The organism is Dankookia sp. P2, from assembly GCF_050632255.1.
Lineage (GTDB): Bacteria > Pseudomonadota > Alphaproteobacteria > Acetobacterales > Acetobacteraceae > Paracraurococcus.
In genome coordinates, this window is sequence record NZ_CP192581.1 from 5825535 (window position 1) to 5841161 (window position 15627).

The following is a 15627-nucleotide window of genomic DNA, read 5'->3' on the forward strand; positions in this document are numbered from 1 at the left end:
CGTTCAACGTCCCAGATAGACTTCGATGACCCGTGGGTCGTTCTGAACATGGTCGATGCTGCCCTCCGACAGCATCGAGCCCTCACAGAGCACCGTCACCTTGCTGCCCAGCGCGCGGACGAATTCCAAGTCGTGCTCCACCACCACTACGCTGCGCGTGCCGGCGATGCGGACCAGCAGGGCGGCGGTATGTTCGGTCTCCTGGTCGGTCATGCCGGCGACCGGCTCGTCCACCAGCAGGAGCTCGGGGTCCTGCATCAGCAGCATGCCGATTTCTAGCCATTGCCGCTGGCCATGGCTCAGCACGCCGGCGCGGTCCTGCGCCCGGGCGCCGAGCCCGACCTCCTCCATCACCGCCTCGATCTTCCGCCGGGCCTCGCCGGTCAGGACCCAGCGCAGGCAGGCGAAGGGACCGCGCGGCGCCTTCAGGGCGAGCTCGAGGTTCTCGAACACGGTCAGCGCGTCGAACATCGTCGGCTTCTGGAATTTCCGGCCGATGCCGAGATTGGCGATGCTGGCCTCGTCCAGCCGGGTCAGGTCGTGCTGGTGGAAGCGGACCGTGCCTTCTGTAGGCCGGGTCTTGCCGGTGATGACGTCCATCATCGTCGTCTTGCCGGCGCCGTTCGGGCCGATGATCGCCCGCAGCTCGCCCGGCTCGACGAAGAGCGAGAGATTGTTTAGCGCCTTGAAGCCGTCGAAGGTGACCGAGACACCGTCGAGGTACAGGACCGGATCACCGCTGCCGCCACTCATGGCTTCGCCTTTGAAAACAGGCCGATCAGGCCGCGCGGAAGGAAGAGGGTGACGGCGACGAACAACCCGCCGAGGGCGAACAGCCAGAGGTCGGGCGCGACGGTCGTCAGCCAGGTCTTCAGCGCATTGACCGAGAAGGCGCCGAGCACCGCGCCGATCAGCGTGCCGCGGCCACCGACCGCGACCCAGATGACGGCCTCGATCGAGTTGCCGGGGCTGAACTCCCCGGGATTAATGATACCGACCTGCGGGACGTAGAGCGCGCCGGCGAGCCCGGCGAGCACCGCCGAGAGCACGAAGACAAAGAGCTTGTGCTGGGTCACGTCGTAGCCGAGGAAGCGCACCCGGCTTTCCGCATCGCGGATCGCCACCAGCACCCGGCCGAGCTTCGACTGGGTGATCCGGCTGCACAGGACGAAGGCCGCCACCAGCAGGGCGAGGGAGGCGTAGAACAGCGCGGCCCGGGCATTCGCCGTGTTCAGCGGCATGCCCAGCAGTTCCTTGAAATCGGTGAAGCCGTTGTTGCCGCCAAAACCCATGTCGTTGCGGAAGAAGGCGAGCATCAGCGCATAGGTCATCGCCTGGGTGATGATGGAGAGATAGACGCCGGTGATGCGACTGCGGAAGGCGAGGTAGCCGACCACCAGGGCCAGCAGCCCCGGCACCGCCATGGCCATGAAGAGCGCATATGGGAAGAAGTCGAAGCCCAGCCAGTACCAGGGCAGTTCCTTGTAGCCGAGGAAGACCATGAAGTCTGGCAGGGTCGGGTGGCCGTAAGAGCCGCGCGTGCCGATCAGCCGCATCAGGTGCATGCCGATGGCATAGCCGCCCAGCGTGAAGAAGGCGCCATGGCCGAGCGAGAGGATGCCGGCATAACCCCAGGCCAAGTCGATTGCCAAGGCCAGGATGGCATAGGTGATCCACTTGCCGGTGATGCTGATGAGGAAGTCGGAGACATGCAGCGCGCTGTCGACCGGCAGCCGATTCAGCGCCGGCAGCACCGCCAGGACGAGCACGACGCCAAGCAGTACCAGTCGCAGGGTCATGCGCCCGGCGCTGCCGGGCAGCGGGGAGGCGAGAGTGGCGCTCACGATCTGGCGGCCCTTCCTTTCAGCGCGAACAGTCCCTTGGGCCGGCGCTGGATGAACAACATGATGGCGACAAGGACGAAGACCTTGGCCAGAACTGCGCCGGCCCAAGGCTCGAGCATCTTGTTGACGACGCCGAGTGTGAGCGCGCCGACTAGCGTGCCGGCGAGCGAGCCGACGCCGCCGAAAACCACCACCATGAAGCTGTCGATGATGTAGCCGGTGCCGAGATTTGGTGAGACGTTGTCGATCTGCGACAGCGCAACGCCGGCGAGGCCGGCGAGGCCTGAACCGAACGCGAAGGTCATCGCATCCACCCGCCCGGTGCGGATGCCCATGGTGGCGGCGATGCGGCGGTTCTGCACCACTGCCCGCATCTCGAGCCCGAAGCGGGTCAGCCGGATGGCGGCGAAGACCAGGGCCAGCACAGCGAGGCCAAAGAAGATGATCCAGAGCCGGTTCTGCGTGACCGCGACGCCGCCCGGCAGTGTGAGCGTGCCCTGCATCCAGGAAGGCGAGATGACTTCACGGTTCTGCGCACCGAAAGCCAGCCGCACCGCCTGTTGCAAAATCATTCCGACACCGAAGGTCATGAGCAGTGTCTCGAGCGGCCGACCATAGAGATGGCGGATCAGCCCACGCTCCAGCAGCGCGCCGGCGGCGGCGGTCACCAGGAAGGCGGCCGGCACGGCCAGCGGCAGCGACCAAGGCGCGAGCCAGGGGATGCCGCGGCAAAGCTCCTGCACCACGAAGGTGGCATAGGCGCCGAGCATGACGAACTCGCCATGCGCCATGTTGATCACGCCCATGACGCCGAAGGTGACCGCGAGGCCGAGTGCCGCCAGCAGCAGCACCGAGCCGAGCGAGAGGCCCTGGAACAGCGTCTCCGCCATCCGGCGGATCGCCAGCTGCTTCTCGATCGAGGCGATGGAGACGTCGATGCTGTTCATCAGGTCGGGATTGGCGGCCCGTGCCTCGATCAGCAAGGCGCGGGCCTCGACCGATCCGGCGGCGCCGAGGCGCGCGATCGCGTTGCGCTTGGCTGCCTCGTCCGGCGCGACCAGCTGCGCCGCGGCAAGCGCCAGCTCGATCTTCTCGCGCACCGTGGGGATCTGCTCGCGCCCGATGGCGACCTGCAGCAGCGGTACGTCCTCGGCGCTGCGGCCGCGGAAGATGGCCTCGGCCGCGGCGCCGCGCTCGGCCGGATCGGGCGAGACGAGCTGTAACCGGCCGAGCGCGCCGCGCAGCGCCTGGCGCACGCGGTTGTTCAGCCGCACGGTCTCGGCGCCCGTGGTGTCGGCCGGGCGGCCGGTCGCCGCATCGGTGGCGCCGGCGCCATCCGGGAGCAGCAGGCGGCCATCGGCCGTCTTCTGCAGCTTGCCTTCCTGCAACGCCTTCAGGACCGGCAGCGCGCGCGGATCGCCGAGGGTGCCGAGGCGGTCGACCGATGCGGCGACGTCGCTGAAGCCGCCGGTCAGGCCGGGGAGGGACGCGGTGAAGGCATCCTGCGCGCGGGCCGGCAACGCCAGTAGCAGCAGGAGGGAAATGCGGAGAATGAAAGCGGTCATGATGCCCTTCGCAGGACGGCGGCACCGGAAGGACCCGGCGCCGCCCCATCGCGGGTTACTTCTTCGCGCGGTTTGCATTCTCGGGGATGAAGGGCGACCAGTTCTCGGCCTTCACCACGCCCGGGGTCTTCCACACCGTGTTGATCTGGCCATCGGCCTGGATCTCGCCGATCAATACCGGCTTCGACAGGTGGTGGTTCGGCAGCATCTCCTCCTCGAAGCCGCAGGGGCCATGATCTTCTGGCCGATCAACGCTGGCGTCACGGCGGCGACCGCGGTGGTCTTCGCCTTCTCGACCGCCTGCATCCACATCTTGAAGCCGGTATAGGTGGCTTCCATCGGGTCGTTGGTGACGCGCTTCGGGTTCTTGATGTAGGCCTGCCACATCGCCTTGAACTCTTCGTTCGGCTTGCCCGGCGTGGACATGAAGTAGTTCCATGCCGCCAGGTGGCCGACCAGCGGCTTGGTGTCGATGCCGGCCAGCTCTTCCTCACCGACGCTGAAGGCGACGCAGGGGATGTCCTCGGCCTTGATGCCCTGGTTCCCGAGCTCGCGGTAGAAGGGGACGTTCGCGTCGCCGTTGATGGTGGAGACGATCGCGGTCTTCTTGCCCTCGGCGGCGAAGCGCTTCACACGGGCGACGATGCCCTGCCAGTCGCTGTGGCCGAAGGGGGTGTATTCCTCCATGATGTCGGCATTGCCGATGCCCTTGGAGTTCAGGAAGCCGCGCAGGATGCGGTTCGTGGTGCGCGGATAGACGTAGTCGGTGCCCAGCAGGACGATGCGCTTGGCCTCGCCGCCATCCTTCGACATCAGGTACTCGACCGCCGGGATCGCCTGCTGGTTCGGCGCGGCGCCGGTGTAGAAGATGTTCGGGCTCTCCTCCTCGCCCTCGTACTGGACGGGATAAAAGAGCAGGCCCTTCAGCTCCTCGAAGACCGGCAGCACGGATTTGCGGGAGACCGAGGTCCAGCAGCCGAAGGTCACGTCGACCTTGTGGACCTGCAGCAGCTCGCGCGCCTTCTCGGCAAACAGCGGCCAGTTGGAGGCGGGGTCGACGACCACGGCTTCCAGCTTGCGCCCGAGGAGGCCGCCCTTGCTGTTGGCATACTCGACCATCAACAGCACGGTGTCGCGCAGCGCGGTCTCGCTGATCGCCATGGTGCCGGAGAGGGAGTGCAGGACGCCGACCTTGATCGGCGCGCCCTGGCCGAAGGCCGGCTGGATCATCGGCGCGGCGAGGCTGGCTCCGAGGCCCGCCAGCGCAGCGCGGCGCGTGAGGGTAGGGGACGTGGTGGTCATTCGACTGTCGTTCCTCATCAAGCCCTGGCCTGTTCGGCCGCAGCGGCACGCGCCTGATCCACCCCCCGGTGGGTGCGCGGGCGCCTCCCCGTTTAGCGAGAGTCGTGCCACCGCTAGCCCGGCCTGCTCGCCGCCGGGAGAAAATGAGATGCGCGAAAAATGAGCAGGAAACCGATTCGACCGCGTCGGTTTGCTGGTGGTGGGTGCAACTCCCGCGCCGGCTCAGCCTGCCGGTCGGTTCACCAGCCAGAGTCCGAGGGCAACCAGTGCTACTGCGGCCAGGAACCCGCCGCCCAGTGCTTCGTCCAGCAGCAGCACGCCCGTCAGGACGCCAAAGACCGGCGTCAGCACGCTGAAGGCGGCGAGCCGTGAGGCGGAATATCGCGACACCAGCCAGAACCAGGCCAGGTAGCTCGCACCGGCGATGGCCACGGCCTGATAGAGGAAGGCGCCGAGCACGAGCGGCGAAGGGTCGATCGCCCAGGCTTCGCCGAGCAGGGGCGAGGCGAGCAGCAGCAGCGGGGCCGAGATCACCAGTTGGTATTGCAGCACCAGGGCCGGCGGCGCCGCGCGCAGCGCGGAGGCCTTGACCAGCACCGTCGTCGCCGCCCAGAGCGCGCCGCCGACCAAGCAGAGTACGTCGCCGAGCAGCGAAGCTGGCCCGGCCGGGGCGCGCAGCTCCATCGGCAAAGGCAAGGACCAGCCCGCCGAAGGCAACGCAGAGCCCGATCGCCTTGGCCCGGGTCAGTCGGTCCCCCGGCACCAGGTAATGCGTGCCGAGCGCCACCCAGAAGGGTGCGCCATAGAGGAAGACGACGGCGCGCGCGGCGGTCGTCAGGCCGATGCCGATGTAGAGCGCGACGAACTCCAGGGCGAAGAGCAGGCCGGCAAAGATCCCCACCGCCAGGGTGCCGCCGTCCCGCCAAGCGCCGAAGCGGAGGCTTAGCGGGCGGCAGAGCAGTGGCACCAGCAGCGCCGCGAGGACGGAGCGCAACCCGGCCTGCAGGACCGGCGGGATGCCGAGGCTGGTGACCTTCACCATCACCACGTTGAGACCCCAGAGAGCCGAGAGGAGGATCATCAGGGCAATCGCGGCCGGCGGCAGGGTGCCGCTGGCGGAGGCTCGGTCGGGCGTGGACATGTGGCCAGCCTGCGGCGGGGTGGGCGCGCGGTCCAGCCCGCTTGCCGATCCGGAGATTGCCCCCTACCGTCATCGCCCGTCAGCCGGGGAGACAGGGCGATGCTGCGACGAGATGTGCTGCTGGCGGGAGCCGGCGCGGTAGCTGGGATCGGCCTTGGGCATGACGCACTGGCGCAGAAATCCGCCGACACACTGCGCATCGTCATGCGCGACGCTTTGCCGAACATCGATCCCTACTACAACAACCTTCGTACCGGTCTGGTCATGGCGCATCAGGGCTGGGACACGCTTGTCCACCGCGACCCGGACAGCTTCGAGCTGAAGCCGCTGTTGGCGACCGCCTGGCGCTTCGCCTCGCCGACGGTGCTCGAGCTCGAGATCCGCCAGGGGGTGAAGTTCCACGACGGCAGCGACCTGACCGCGGAGGACGTGGTCTATACGATCAACACCGTCTCCAACCCGGATGCGCGGGTTTCGACCCCCAGCAACTATGCCTGGATCGAGAAGGTCGAGGCCACCGGCCCCTTCGCCGTGCGCGTCACCCTGAAGCGCCCTACCCCGGCGGCGCTGGAATACCTGGCCCTGGTCACGCCGATCTATCCCAAGGCCTATCGGGAGAAGGTCGGCGCCGAGGGCTATGTCCGTGCGCCGGTCGGCGCCGGCCCCTATCGCATCACCCGCTTCGATCCGGGTGCCGCGGTGGAGTTCGAGCGGTTTGATGGCTACTGGCAGGGTAGCCCGAAGGGAAAGCCGGCGATCCGCAAGCTGTCCGTGCGCTTCGTCCCCGATGCGGCAACTGAGATGACCGAGCTGCTGAGCGGCCGCGCCGACTGGATCTGGAACCTGAACCCGGACCAGTTCGACCAGGTGAACAGGTTGCCGACGGTGCAGGCGATCCGCCAGGAATCAATGCGCATCGGCTATCTCTCGATCGACGCTGCCGGCCGCAGCGGGCCGGACAACCCGCTCACCAAGCTGAAGGTGCGCCAAGCGATCTGGCATGCGATCGACCGCAAGTCGATCGCCGACAAGCTGGTCACCGGCGGGTCCCGTGTGCCGGCGGCGCCCTGTTACTCCAGCCAGATCCGGCTGCGACGCCACCGCTGCGGTGACCTATGATTACGATCCCGCCAGGGCGAAGGCGCTGCTGGCCGAGGCCGGCCTTTCGAATGGCTTCGAGACCGAGCTGGTCAGCTACGTGCTGCCGCAATGGGGCTCGGCGGTGCAGAACTACCTCCAGGCGGTCGGCATCAAGGCGCGGCTGACCCAGATGCAGGTCTCGGCCGCCATCCAGCGCAGCTGGCAGGGGCAGAACGCCGCTTTTCCTCGGCAGCTGGGGCAGTTACTCCATTAACGACGTCTCGGCGATCATGCCGGTCTTCTTCGGCGGCGGGAACGACGACTATGTCCGCGACCCGGAGATGCAGAAGCTGATGCTGGAAGGCGGCAGCAGCACCGACCCGGAGGTGCGCAAGACAGCCTACAGCGCCGCCATCAAGCGGGCGACGGAGAACGCCTTCTGGCTGCCGCTGCACACCTACGTCACGACCTATGGCTTCTCCCGCCAGCTCAACTTTAAGCCTTTCGCGGACGAGCTGCCGCGCTTCTACCTGGCAAGCTGGAAGTAAGCGCATGGGACTGAAGGCAGCGATCGTCCCCGTCACCCCGTTCCAGCAGAATTGCTCGCTGTGGTGGGACGAGGCGACGGGCGAGGGCGTGGTGGTCGACCCCGGCGGCGACGTCGAGCAGATCCTGCACGCCATCGGCGAGCTGAAGCTCAAGGTCGGTAGCATCCTGCTGACGCATGGTCATCTCGACCATGCCGGCGGCGCCGCGGCGCTGCAGGAGGCGCTGCCGGACCGGCCGCCCATCATCGGCCCGGACGAGCGCGACCGCTTCCTGCTGGAGGGGATCGAGACACAGGGCGCGCAATACGGCTTCGCCTGCCGCAACGTGACACCCGACCGCTGGCTGACGGAAGGCGAGACGGTCTCGATCGCCGGCGAGGATTTCGCCGTGCTGCATTGCCCCGGCCATACGCCGGGTCACCTGGTCTTCGTCAACGAGGCGATGCGCATCGCCTTCGTCGGCGACGTGCTGTTCCAGGGCTCGGTCGGGCGGACCGATTTCCCCTATGGCGACCCCGAGGCGCTGATTCTGCTCGATCCACAACAAGCTGTTGCCGCTCGGCGACGACATCGCCTTCCTCTGCGGCCATGGCCCCGGCTCGAGCTTCGGCCAGGAGCGGCGGACAAATCCCTTCCTCAGGGGCGGTTGAGCCGGTCCCGCTTGCGGCGGAAGACGCTGGCGAATTCAAGCGGTCGAGCACGACGAGCGCGACGACCACGACGATCAGGGCGAGCAGGATCCACATCGGCGACCATCCCCGTGACCCGGCCTGAAAGCGCCGGGTGCCCTCGGGTTCACGGTATGCCGGCACCTTCCAGCAGGAGGCATTCGGCGCCGGCGACCGCAATCGGCGTCTGCGTGGCGCAGCGCGGCTCGGCCACCGGGCAGCGCGGGTGGAAGCGGCAGCCAGGGGGAATATTAGCAGGGTCGGGCAGCACCTCGCCGAGACCGACATCCGGCACGCCGAGCCCCGGCTCCGGCGTCAGCACGCTGGCGAGCAGCGCCTTCGTGTAGGGGTGCTTCGGGGCGCGGAACAGCGCCTCGGCCGCGTTCCGCTCGACGATGCGGCCGAGATACATGACCGCCACCTCGCTTGCCACATGCTCCACCACCGCAAGGTTATGGCTGATGAAGAGGTAGGTGAGGTTCAGCTCCCGCCGCAGCTCCGCAAGCAGGTTCAAGATCTGCGCCTGGACCGAGACGTCGAGCGCGCTGGTCGGCTCGTCGCAGATGACGATGCGTGGGCGAAGCACCAGGGCACGGGCGATGGCAACCCGCTGCCGCTGGCCGCCGGAAAGCTGCGCCGGAAAACGCTCGCCCTGCTCGGCCGAAAGGCCGACGCGGGCCAGCATCTCCGCCACCCGGTCGGAGACCTGGCGCGAGGAGATGCCACCCTGGGCCGCGAGGGGCATCGCCACGATGTCGCGGATGCGCCGGCGTGGGTTGAGCGAGGCGAAAGGATCCTGGAAGATCGGCTGGATCAGCCGCGCGCGGGCGCGGCGGTCCATGCCCGAGAGCCTCTGGCCTTCGACCAGCACCTCGCCGGCGGTGGGTGCCAGCAGGCCGAGGATGACGCGCGCCAGTGTCGACTTGCCGCAGCCGGATTCGCCGACGACGCCCAGCACGCCGCCGGTCGGCAGGCTGAAGGAGACATCGTCGACCGCGACGACCTCGCGGTCCTGGCCGAATATCCCGCCGCGGACGCGGAAGATGCGGCGCAGATTGCGGACCTCAATCGCCGGAATCATGCGGCTTGGCCCGTGGCCGTCCAGCCGGGCGGCAGGCGGCAGAGGAATTCGTGCAGGCCGCCGGCTTGCTGGCGCGGCACGGCGCCGGCGCATTCTGGCGCGGCATGAGCGCAGCGATCGCGGAAGCCGCAGCCGCCGAAGCCGGGCTGGATACGCGGCACCGTGCCGGGGATGCTGCCAAGCGGATCGCCCGGCCTGACCTTGCCCGGCACCGGCACGCAGTCAAGCAGTCCGAGCGTATAAGGGTGAGAGGGATCAGCGAAGAGCGTCGCGGTCGGCGCGCTCTCCACCACCTCGCCGGCATACATGACGCTGACCCGGTCGGCGATGCGAGCGACGATGCCGAGGTCGTGGGTGATGAGCAGGATGGCGAGGCCGAGGTCGCGCTGCAGCTCGGCCAGCAGCCGCAGGATCTGCGCCTGTACCGTCACGTCGAGCGCCGTGGTCGGCTCGTCGGCGATCAGCAACTCGGGGTCGCACATCAGCGCCGTGGCGATCATCACCCGCTGGCGTAGGCCACCCGAAAGCTGGTGCGGGAACTGGCCGAGCCGCATGCCCGGCGCGGTGATGCCGACGCGGCCGAGCAACGTCGCGGCGCGGTCCAGCGCCGCGCGCCGGCTGCCGCCGCGGTGGCGGGTGAAGACCTCGGCCATCTGCGAGCCGACCGTATAGGCCGGGTTCAGGCTGGTCATCGGCTCCTGGAAGATCATCGCCATGCGGTCGCCGCGCAGCAGCGACATCTGCCGTTCGTTCCGCGCCAGCAGGTTCTCGCCGGCGAAGGCCAGCCGATCGGCGCTGCGTCGCGCGTTGCGCGCCAGCAGGCCCATGACGGCGAGCGCCGAGACCGACTTGCCGCAGCCGCTCTCGCCGACGATGCAATGCGTCTCGCCGCGCGCCACGGTGAAGGAGGCGCCGCGGACTGCCGCGGTGTCGCCGAATTCGACCCGCAAGCCGGCGATGTCGAGCAACACCTCGCTCATCGCGTATCGCCCGCGCCCAGCAGGTCACGCAGTCCGTCGCCCAGCAGGTTGATGCCGAAGACCAACACGAAGAGCGCGACGCCGGGCACGAAGATCACCCAGGGCGAGAAGAACATGTAGTCTTTGCCCTCAGCTATCATCAGCCCCCAGGAGGGCAGGGGCGGTGGCACGCCGAGTCCGAGGAAGGACAGCGCCGCCTCCAGCAGTATGGCCAGTGCCATCTCCAGCGTTGCCACCACCGCGAGGTGGCTGGCGATGTTGGGAAGGATCTCCTTTACCAGGATCGCCGGAGTCGAGAGGCCCGAGGCCCAGGCGGCGGCGACGTAGTCGAGGTTGCGCACCTGCATGGTGGTCGAGCGCGCGACCACGGCGAACCGGTCCCAGAGCAGCAGGCCGAGCACCAGGATGACCAGCATCAGGCTCGAGCCCAGCAGCCCGACCACGGCCAGCGCCACCAGCACTACCGGGATCGCCAGCCGGCAGGTGATGGCGAACAGCACCGCATCATCCACCTTCCCGCCGAAGAAACCGCCGAGCACGCCGAGCGTGGTGCCGATGAGGCCGGAGGTGACGACCGTCAGCAGGCCTATCAGCATGGAAATGCGGGCGCCGTAGATCAGGCGGGAGAGGTAGTCGCGGCCGAGGCCGTCGGTGCCCAGCAGGTTCTCCGGCTTGAAGCCTTCCATCCAGAAGGGCACGCTCAGCCGGTTGTCGAGGTTCTGCACGAAGGGGTCGTGCGGGGTGATCCAGGGCGCCAGGATCGCCACCAGCAGCACCAATCCGACGATCAGCGCACCGAAGACAAGCCCGGTCCGGCGCATCCAGGCAAAGCGCCGTCGCTTCGGCATCACCACGGCGCCGCTCACGATGACCGAAGCCTGGGATCGAGCAGCGCGTTCAGCAGGTCGGCCGCCATGGTCAACGCGATGTAGATCAACGCCAGCACCAGCACGACCGCCTGCACCACCGGGAAGTCGTTCTTGCTGATGCTCTCCCAAGCAAGGAAGCCGACGCCATGCAGGGCGAAGACCGTCTCGATGACGATCGAGCCGCCGAGCATGAAGCCGAGCTGGACCGCGGCAATGGAGACCACCGGGATGGCCGCGTTGCGCAGCGCATGCTTGCCGAGGATGGAAAGGCGACTCAGCCCCTTGGCCCGCGCCGTGCGGATATAGTCCGACCCGAGCGCCTGGATCATGCCGCTGCGGGTCAGGCGGGTCAGTGCCGGGATGGCGGAGAAGGACAGCACGATCCCGGGCATCACGTAGTGCTCCCAGGAGCCGGTGCCGGAGATCGGCAGCCAGCCGAGTTGCAGGCCGAGGGTGATCATCAGGATCAGGCCGAGCCAGAAGCTCGGCATCGCCTGGCCGATCATGGCGACGAACTGCACCAGGCGGTCCACCCAGGTATTCTCCCGCACCGCCGCCAGCACGCCGAGCGGGATCGAGACCAGCAGCGCGATGCCCAGCCCAACCAGCCCGAGCGTCAGGGTGATCGGCATGCGCTCCATGATCAGGTCGGCGGTGCGCGCCTTGAAGAAGAAGCTCTCGCCGAAGTCACCGACTGCCGCGCGGCCGATCCAGTCGAGGAACTGCATCGCCAGCGGCTGGTCGAGCCCATAGGCGTGCCGGATGATCTCCACATCCTGCTGCGTGGCGCTGGCGCCGGCGATGGAGATGGCCAAGTCGCCCGAGACGCGGGTGAGCATGAAGCTCAGCACCATCACCGTCAGGGCGACGAGCAGCGCGACGATCAGGCGACGGAGGGCGAAGCGAAGCATGAGGGCTCAGGCTAGGGGCGATGCTGCGGCGCGGCAAGATGCCTCAATAGGCCGCGGCCCAGCCGTCCCGGCGCGGATCGCTGCCGGCCATGCGCACGCCGTTCTCCAACAGGCGGATCGCCTCGACGCTGCAAGGGCCCTCGAATGGTGGCACCACCTTCACTTGGTGCCCCATGGCTTCCAGCGTCTTCGCCGCATCGGCAAGCCCGGCTTCCAGCGTCAGGATGGCATCGCCAATATGCGGGTAGTTGGCCGGCTGACCCAGCTGGTTGCTGGTCCAGCGCGGCATCTCGAGCGCCTGCTGCGGGTCGAGCCCGTGGACCGCCATGGCGACCATGACCTGCAGGTTAACCTGCACCTGGTTGTCCGCGCCCGGGGTGCCGAAGACGCCCCAGAAGGCGCCGTCCTTGAAGACCATCGGCGCGTTCATGGTGTGCCGCACCCGCATCCCCGGCCGGAGCCGGTTCGGATGGCCCTCCTCCAGGTGCCAATAGGCCATGCGGTTGTTCAGCAGCACGCCGGTATCGCCCGCCGTCACGCCGCTGCCGAAGGCGGAGTTGATCGACTGGATGGCGGAGACCACATTGCCCGCCGCATCCACCACGCAGAAATAGGTGGTGTCGCTTTCCTTCTCTGGCCGCACCGGCAGATCGGCCGCGCGATGCGGGTCGATCAGCGCCGCCTGTTGCGCGGCGTAATCCGCCGAGAGCAGGCGCTCGAGCGGGATGTCGCGTCCGCGCGGGTCGGCGCCCCAGCGCTCGCGGTCGCAGAAGGCGCGCTTCTTCGCCTCGACCATCAGGTGGATCAGCCCGGCGCTGTCCAGGTCATGCGCCGCCAAGTCGAACCGGTCGAGGATGCGCAGCATCTGCAGGAAGGTGAAGCCGGTGGGATCGGCGGGGTCTGGCGCACCTCGAAGCCGCGGAAGGGGATGGCGATGGGTGGCTGGATCTCGGCCGTGCACGCGGCGAGGTCGGCGGCCGCGACCACCCCGCCCGCCGCGGCGATGCCGGCCAGGAGCCGGGCCGCCAGCCGGCCGCGGTAGAAGCCCTCGGCGCCCTCCGTGGCGATCTCTGCGAGCGTTTCGGCGAGTTCCGGCTGCACCACCATGGCGCCGAGTGCCGGGGCGGCGCCATCCGCCAGGAAGCGTGCCGCGCTGGGCGCGCTGGCCCGCAGCTTGGCCAGGCATTCCGAGGCGAAGTGGCTATAGGCATGGGTCGCGGCGAAGCCGTCCCGCGCCGCCTCGGTCGCCGGCGCCACCAGCCGGGCCCAGGGCAGGGTGCCATACCGCGCATGCAGCAGCGCCAGCCCGGCCAGCAGCCCGGGCGTCGAGGTGCTGCGGGGGCCGGCGACCGGGATGCCGTCGCGATAGGCCTCGGGCGTCGCCGCCACCGGCGCGGCGCCGGTAGCGTTGACGCAGAAACCCGGCGCGCCGGCCAAGTGGACGTTGAAGAATCCGTCGCCGCCGAGGCCGGACATCGCCGGCTCGACGACGCCGAGCATCAGCGACACGGCGATGGTGGCATCCACCGCCGTTCCGCCGGCCCGCAGCACGTCGAGGCCGGCCTGGGTAGCAATGGGATGGTTGGTGGCGACCGCGCCGCGGCGTCCCATGATCAACGGCCGGTGGCTGCGCAGGGCCGGATGCATGGCGGGCTCCCTCGATGAACCCCGCCATGGCAGCACGCCCGGCGCCGCGGCGGAAGCCTACTCCGCAGCCTGCCGCCCGGTATGCCGACCCTCGCGGGATTCTTCGATCATCTTCCGCGAGAAGGCCGGGATGTCGTCCGGCTTGCGGGAGGTGACGAGACCCTGGTCGGTGACGACCTCCTGGTCCACCCACTCCGCACCGGCATTGCGCAAATCGGTCTGCAAGGAGGGCCAGGAGGTCATCTTCCGACCCTCCACCCCGCCGGCATCAATCAACGTCCAGGGCCCGTGGCAGATCGCCGCGATCGGCTTCCGCTGCTCGACGAAATGCCGGATGAAGGCGATGGCCTTCGGCTGCAGCCGCAACTGGTCCGGGTTGATGACGCCGCCCGGCAGCAGCAGCGCCGCGTAGGCCGCCGGGTCGGCGTGCTCGAGAGCCTGGTCCACCGGAATCATGTCGGCCTTGTCGAAGTGGTTCCAGCCCTGCAGCGAGCCGTCCTTCGGCGAGACTACGTGCACCGTGGCGCCGGCCGCCTTGAGCGCCTTCACCGGTTCGGTGAGTTCCACCTGCTCGACGCCGTCGGTGGCCAGGACGGCAACCGCCTTGCCGCTGAGTTCTCTTGCCATGTCCGGACGCCTCAGGTCTGCATGTCGCGTTCGACCTCGCCGACCGCCTTCATGACCTCGGCGATGCTGGCGAATTCCTGCTCCTCCATGCCGTTCAGCACGTCCATGATGTCCTTCTCGGCACCGTTCTTCTTGGCCTGCTTCACCAAATCCTGCTTCTTCGCCGGGAAGTGGATGCCCTTCAGGTGGTGCGTGACATTCGCGGGCGAGTGCCCGCCGAGACCGCGAGTCATGGCTTTCTCCTCCGTGTGTGCCAGCGCGCAGAACGGCCCGGCACGACCGGGGTTGCGGCGACTTGACGCGCCCGGCTCGGGGTCGGATCGTCTGCCGTATGCGGCCTGCCGGAATGGCAGCCGTGCCGGAGGAAACGATGCGGACAGGAAGTGGCCCCTCGGCCGGGATGCGCGCGCAGCGCCGTGCGTTGCTGGCGGCCGGCCTTGCCGCACCCTTCGTTGCCCGTGCCCAGGGCGCATGGCCGGACAAGCCGGTCCGGCTGCTGATCGGCTATCCCGCCGGCGGCCCGACCGATTTCGCCGCGCGCCTGCTGCAGCCGCATCTCCAGGGCTTGTGGGGCCAGCCGCTGGTGATCGAGAACCGCCCCGGCGCGAGCGGCATCATAGCCTCCGAGGCCACGGTTCGCAGCGCGCCGGACGGCTACACGATCCTGCTCGGCAACAGCCCGAACACAATGAACCCGGCGATCATGCCGCGCATGCCGTACGAGCCGTCCGAAGCTCGCCCCGGTGGTGCTGATCTACATCTCGCCCACCGTGCTCTTCGTCGGCGCCGATTCGCCCTGGCGCAGCGTGGCGGACCTGGTCGCAGCGGCGAAGGCGCAGCCGGGCCTTGCCTATGCGGTCTCCGGCAATGGTTCGCCCGGGCAATTCGCCGGCGCCTCCTTCGCCCGCGCCGCCGGGATCGAGCTCACCTCCATCGCCTATCGCGGCGCGCCGCCGGCGCTGACCGACGTGGTCGGCGGGCGGGTGCCGCTGACCTTCAGCACGCTCGCCGGCGCCATGCCGCTGCTGCGCGAGGGCAAGCTGCGGGCGCTGGCGGTCGCCGGCGACAGCCGGGTCGCGGCGCTGCCGGACCTGCCCACGTTGCGGCAACTCGGCTTCGACATTCCCGATTGCGGCGTCTGGTACGGGCTGCTGGTGCCGGCCGGGACGCCGCAGGCAGTGCAGGCAAAGATCGCCGACGATGTCATCGGCCTGCTGCGCCAGCCGGAGATCCGCGCCCGATTCGTCGAGCAGGCGGCCATCCCGGTGGGCGAGGGGCCGGCGAGATTCACCGCCCGCTACAATGCCGAGATCTCGCGCTGGGCCGGAATCGCCCGCGCCGCCGGCATCAAGGCCGAGTAGGGA

Annotated in this window: 14 protein-coding genes and 5 pseudogenes; 6 read left to right on the forward strand and 13 right to left on the reverse strand. The window is 68.6% G+C overall.

Going from position 1 to position 15627, the window contains the following annotated elements:
* Nucleotides 1–3: 3 nt before the first annotated feature.
* The 6 genes and pseudogenes from urtD to ACQ86J_RS34580 form a co-directional block, all read right to left on the reverse strand.
* The gene (urtD, locus tag ACQ86J_RS34555) at nucleotides 4–753 is read right to left on the reverse strand and encodes an urea ABC transporter ATP-binding protein UrtD (RefSeq protein WP_431269063.1); all 750 of its coding nucleotides are present in this window, start codon (nucleotides 751–753) and stop codon (nucleotides 4–6) included.
* Nucleotides 750–1799, reverse strand: a complete 1050-nt coding sequence (urtC, locus tag ACQ86J_RS34560; protein WP_431272637.1) for an urea ABC transporter permease subunit UrtC — start codon at nucleotides 1797–1799, stop codon at nucleotides 750–752. Before urtC ends, urtD begins: the two co-directional genes overlap by 4 nt.
* A gap of 41 nt (nucleotides 1800–1840) precedes the next feature.
* The gene (urtB, locus tag ACQ86J_RS34565) at nucleotides 1841–3409 is read right to left on the reverse strand and encodes an urea ABC transporter permease subunit UrtB (RefSeq protein WP_431269064.1); all 1569 of its coding nucleotides are present in this window, start codon (nucleotides 3407–3409) and stop codon (nucleotides 1841–1843) included.
* Between the two features lie 55 nt (nucleotides 3410–3464).
* Nucleotides 3465–4711 (reverse strand): annotated as a pseudogene (gene urtA, locus ACQ86J_RS34570) (urea ABC transporter substrate-binding protein).
* 222 nt (nucleotides 4712–4933) lie between these two features.
* Nucleotides 4934–5308: an EamA family transporter gene (locus tag ACQ86J_RS34575; RefSeq protein ID WP_431269065.1), complete on the reverse strand. Its 375-nt coding sequence runs from the start codon at nucleotides 5306–5308 to the stop codon at nucleotides 4934–4936.
* Nucleotides 5309–5459: 151 nt separating this feature from the next.
* A pseudogene (locus tag ACQ86J_RS34580) lies at nucleotides 5460–5852 on the reverse strand (EamA family transporter); the annotation flags it as partial.
* 99 nt (nucleotides 5853–5951) lie between these two features.
* Here ACQ86J_RS34580 and ACQ86J_RS34585 point away from each other — a divergent pair.
* The 4 genes and pseudogenes from ACQ86J_RS34585 to ACQ86J_RS34600 all read left to right on the forward strand — a co-directional run bounded on the left by ACQ86J_RS34585 (nucleotide 5952) and on the right by ACQ86J_RS34600 (nucleotide 8130).
* A complete protein-coding gene (locus tag ACQ86J_RS34585) occupies nucleotides 5952–6971 on the forward strand; it encodes an ABC transporter substrate-binding protein (protein ID WP_431269066.1) in 1020 nt (339 codons plus the stop codon).
* A complete protein-coding gene (locus tag ACQ86J_RS34590; RefSeq protein ID WP_431269067.1) occupies nucleotides 6961–7206 on the forward strand; it encodes a hypothetical protein in 246 nt (81 codons plus the stop codon). The genes ACQ86J_RS34585 and ACQ86J_RS34590 overlap by 11 nt, the downstream gene beginning before the upstream one ends.
* Before the next feature lie 16 nt (nucleotides 7207–7222).
* Complete coding sequence (locus ACQ86J_RS34595; RefSeq protein ID WP_431269068.1) at nucleotides 7223–7480, forward strand: hypothetical protein; 258 nt, start codon at nucleotides 7223–7225, stop codon at nucleotides 7478–7480.
* Between the two features lie 4 nt (nucleotides 7481–7484).
* Nucleotides 7485–8130: pseudogene (locus ACQ86J_RS34600) on the forward strand (MBL fold metallo-hydrolase).
* Between the two features lie 145 nt (nucleotides 8131–8275).
* On the opposite strand, the gene ACQ86J_RS34605 reads toward ACQ86J_RS34600, so the two are convergent.
* The 7 genes and pseudogenes from ACQ86J_RS34605 to ACQ86J_RS34635 form a co-directional block, all read right to left on the reverse strand.
* Nucleotides 8276–9229 carry an ABC transporter ATP-binding protein gene (locus ACQ86J_RS34605; protein ID WP_431269069.1) on the reverse strand — a complete coding sequence of 318 codons (954 nt, stop codon included), beginning with the start codon at nucleotides 9227–9229 and terminating at the stop codon, nucleotides 8276–8278.
* Complete coding sequence (locus ACQ86J_RS34610; protein ID WP_431269070.1) at nucleotides 9226–10209, reverse strand: ABC transporter ATP-binding protein; 984 nt, start codon at nucleotides 10207–10209, stop codon at nucleotides 9226–9228. The genes ACQ86J_RS34605 and ACQ86J_RS34610 overlap by 4 nt, the downstream gene beginning before the upstream one ends.
* Nucleotides 10206–11075 (reverse strand): ABC transporter permease, encoded by an 870-nt coding sequence (locus tag ACQ86J_RS34615; protein WP_431269071.1) that lies wholly within the window; start codon nucleotides 11073–11075, stop codon nucleotides 10206–10208. The genes ACQ86J_RS34610 and ACQ86J_RS34615 overlap by 4 nt, the downstream gene beginning before the upstream one ends.
* Entirely contained in the window at nucleotides 11072–11989 is a 918-nt protein-coding gene (locus ACQ86J_RS34620) for an ABC transporter permease (RefSeq protein WP_431269072.1), read from the reverse strand. Before ACQ86J_RS34620 ends, ACQ86J_RS34615 begins: the two co-directional genes overlap by 4 nt.
* A gap of 43 nt (nucleotides 11990–12032) precedes the next feature.
* Nucleotides 12033–13636, reverse strand: a pseudogene (gene ggt / locus ACQ86J_RS34625) (gamma-glutamyltransferase).
* Nucleotides 13637–13693: 57 nt separating this feature from the next.
* Nucleotides 13694–14263: a type 1 glutamine amidotransferase domain-containing protein gene (locus ACQ86J_RS34630; protein ID WP_431269073.1), complete on the reverse strand. Its 570-nt coding sequence runs from the start codon at nucleotides 14261–14263 to the stop codon at nucleotides 13694–13696.
* 11 nt (nucleotides 14264–14274) lie between these two features.
* The gene (locus ACQ86J_RS34635) at nucleotides 14275–14496 is read right to left on the reverse strand and encodes a DUF2795 domain-containing protein (protein WP_431269074.1); all 222 of its coding nucleotides are present in this window, start codon (nucleotides 14494–14496) and stop codon (nucleotides 14275–14277) included.
* A 167-nt stretch (nucleotides 14497–14663) separates the two neighbouring features.
* On the opposite strand from ACQ86J_RS34635, the pseudogene ACQ86J_RS34640 reads away from it, so the two are divergent.
* Nucleotides 14664–14933 (forward strand): annotated as a pseudogene (locus ACQ86J_RS34640) (Bug family tripartite tricarboxylate transporter substrate binding protein); the annotation flags it as partial.
* 76 nt (nucleotides 14934–15009) lie between these two features.
* A complete protein-coding gene (locus ACQ86J_RS34645) occupies nucleotides 15010–15624 on the forward strand; it encodes a Bug family tripartite tricarboxylate transporter substrate binding protein (protein WP_431269075.1) in 615 nt (204 codons plus the stop codon).
* Nucleotides 15625–15627: the final 3 nt, after the last annotated feature.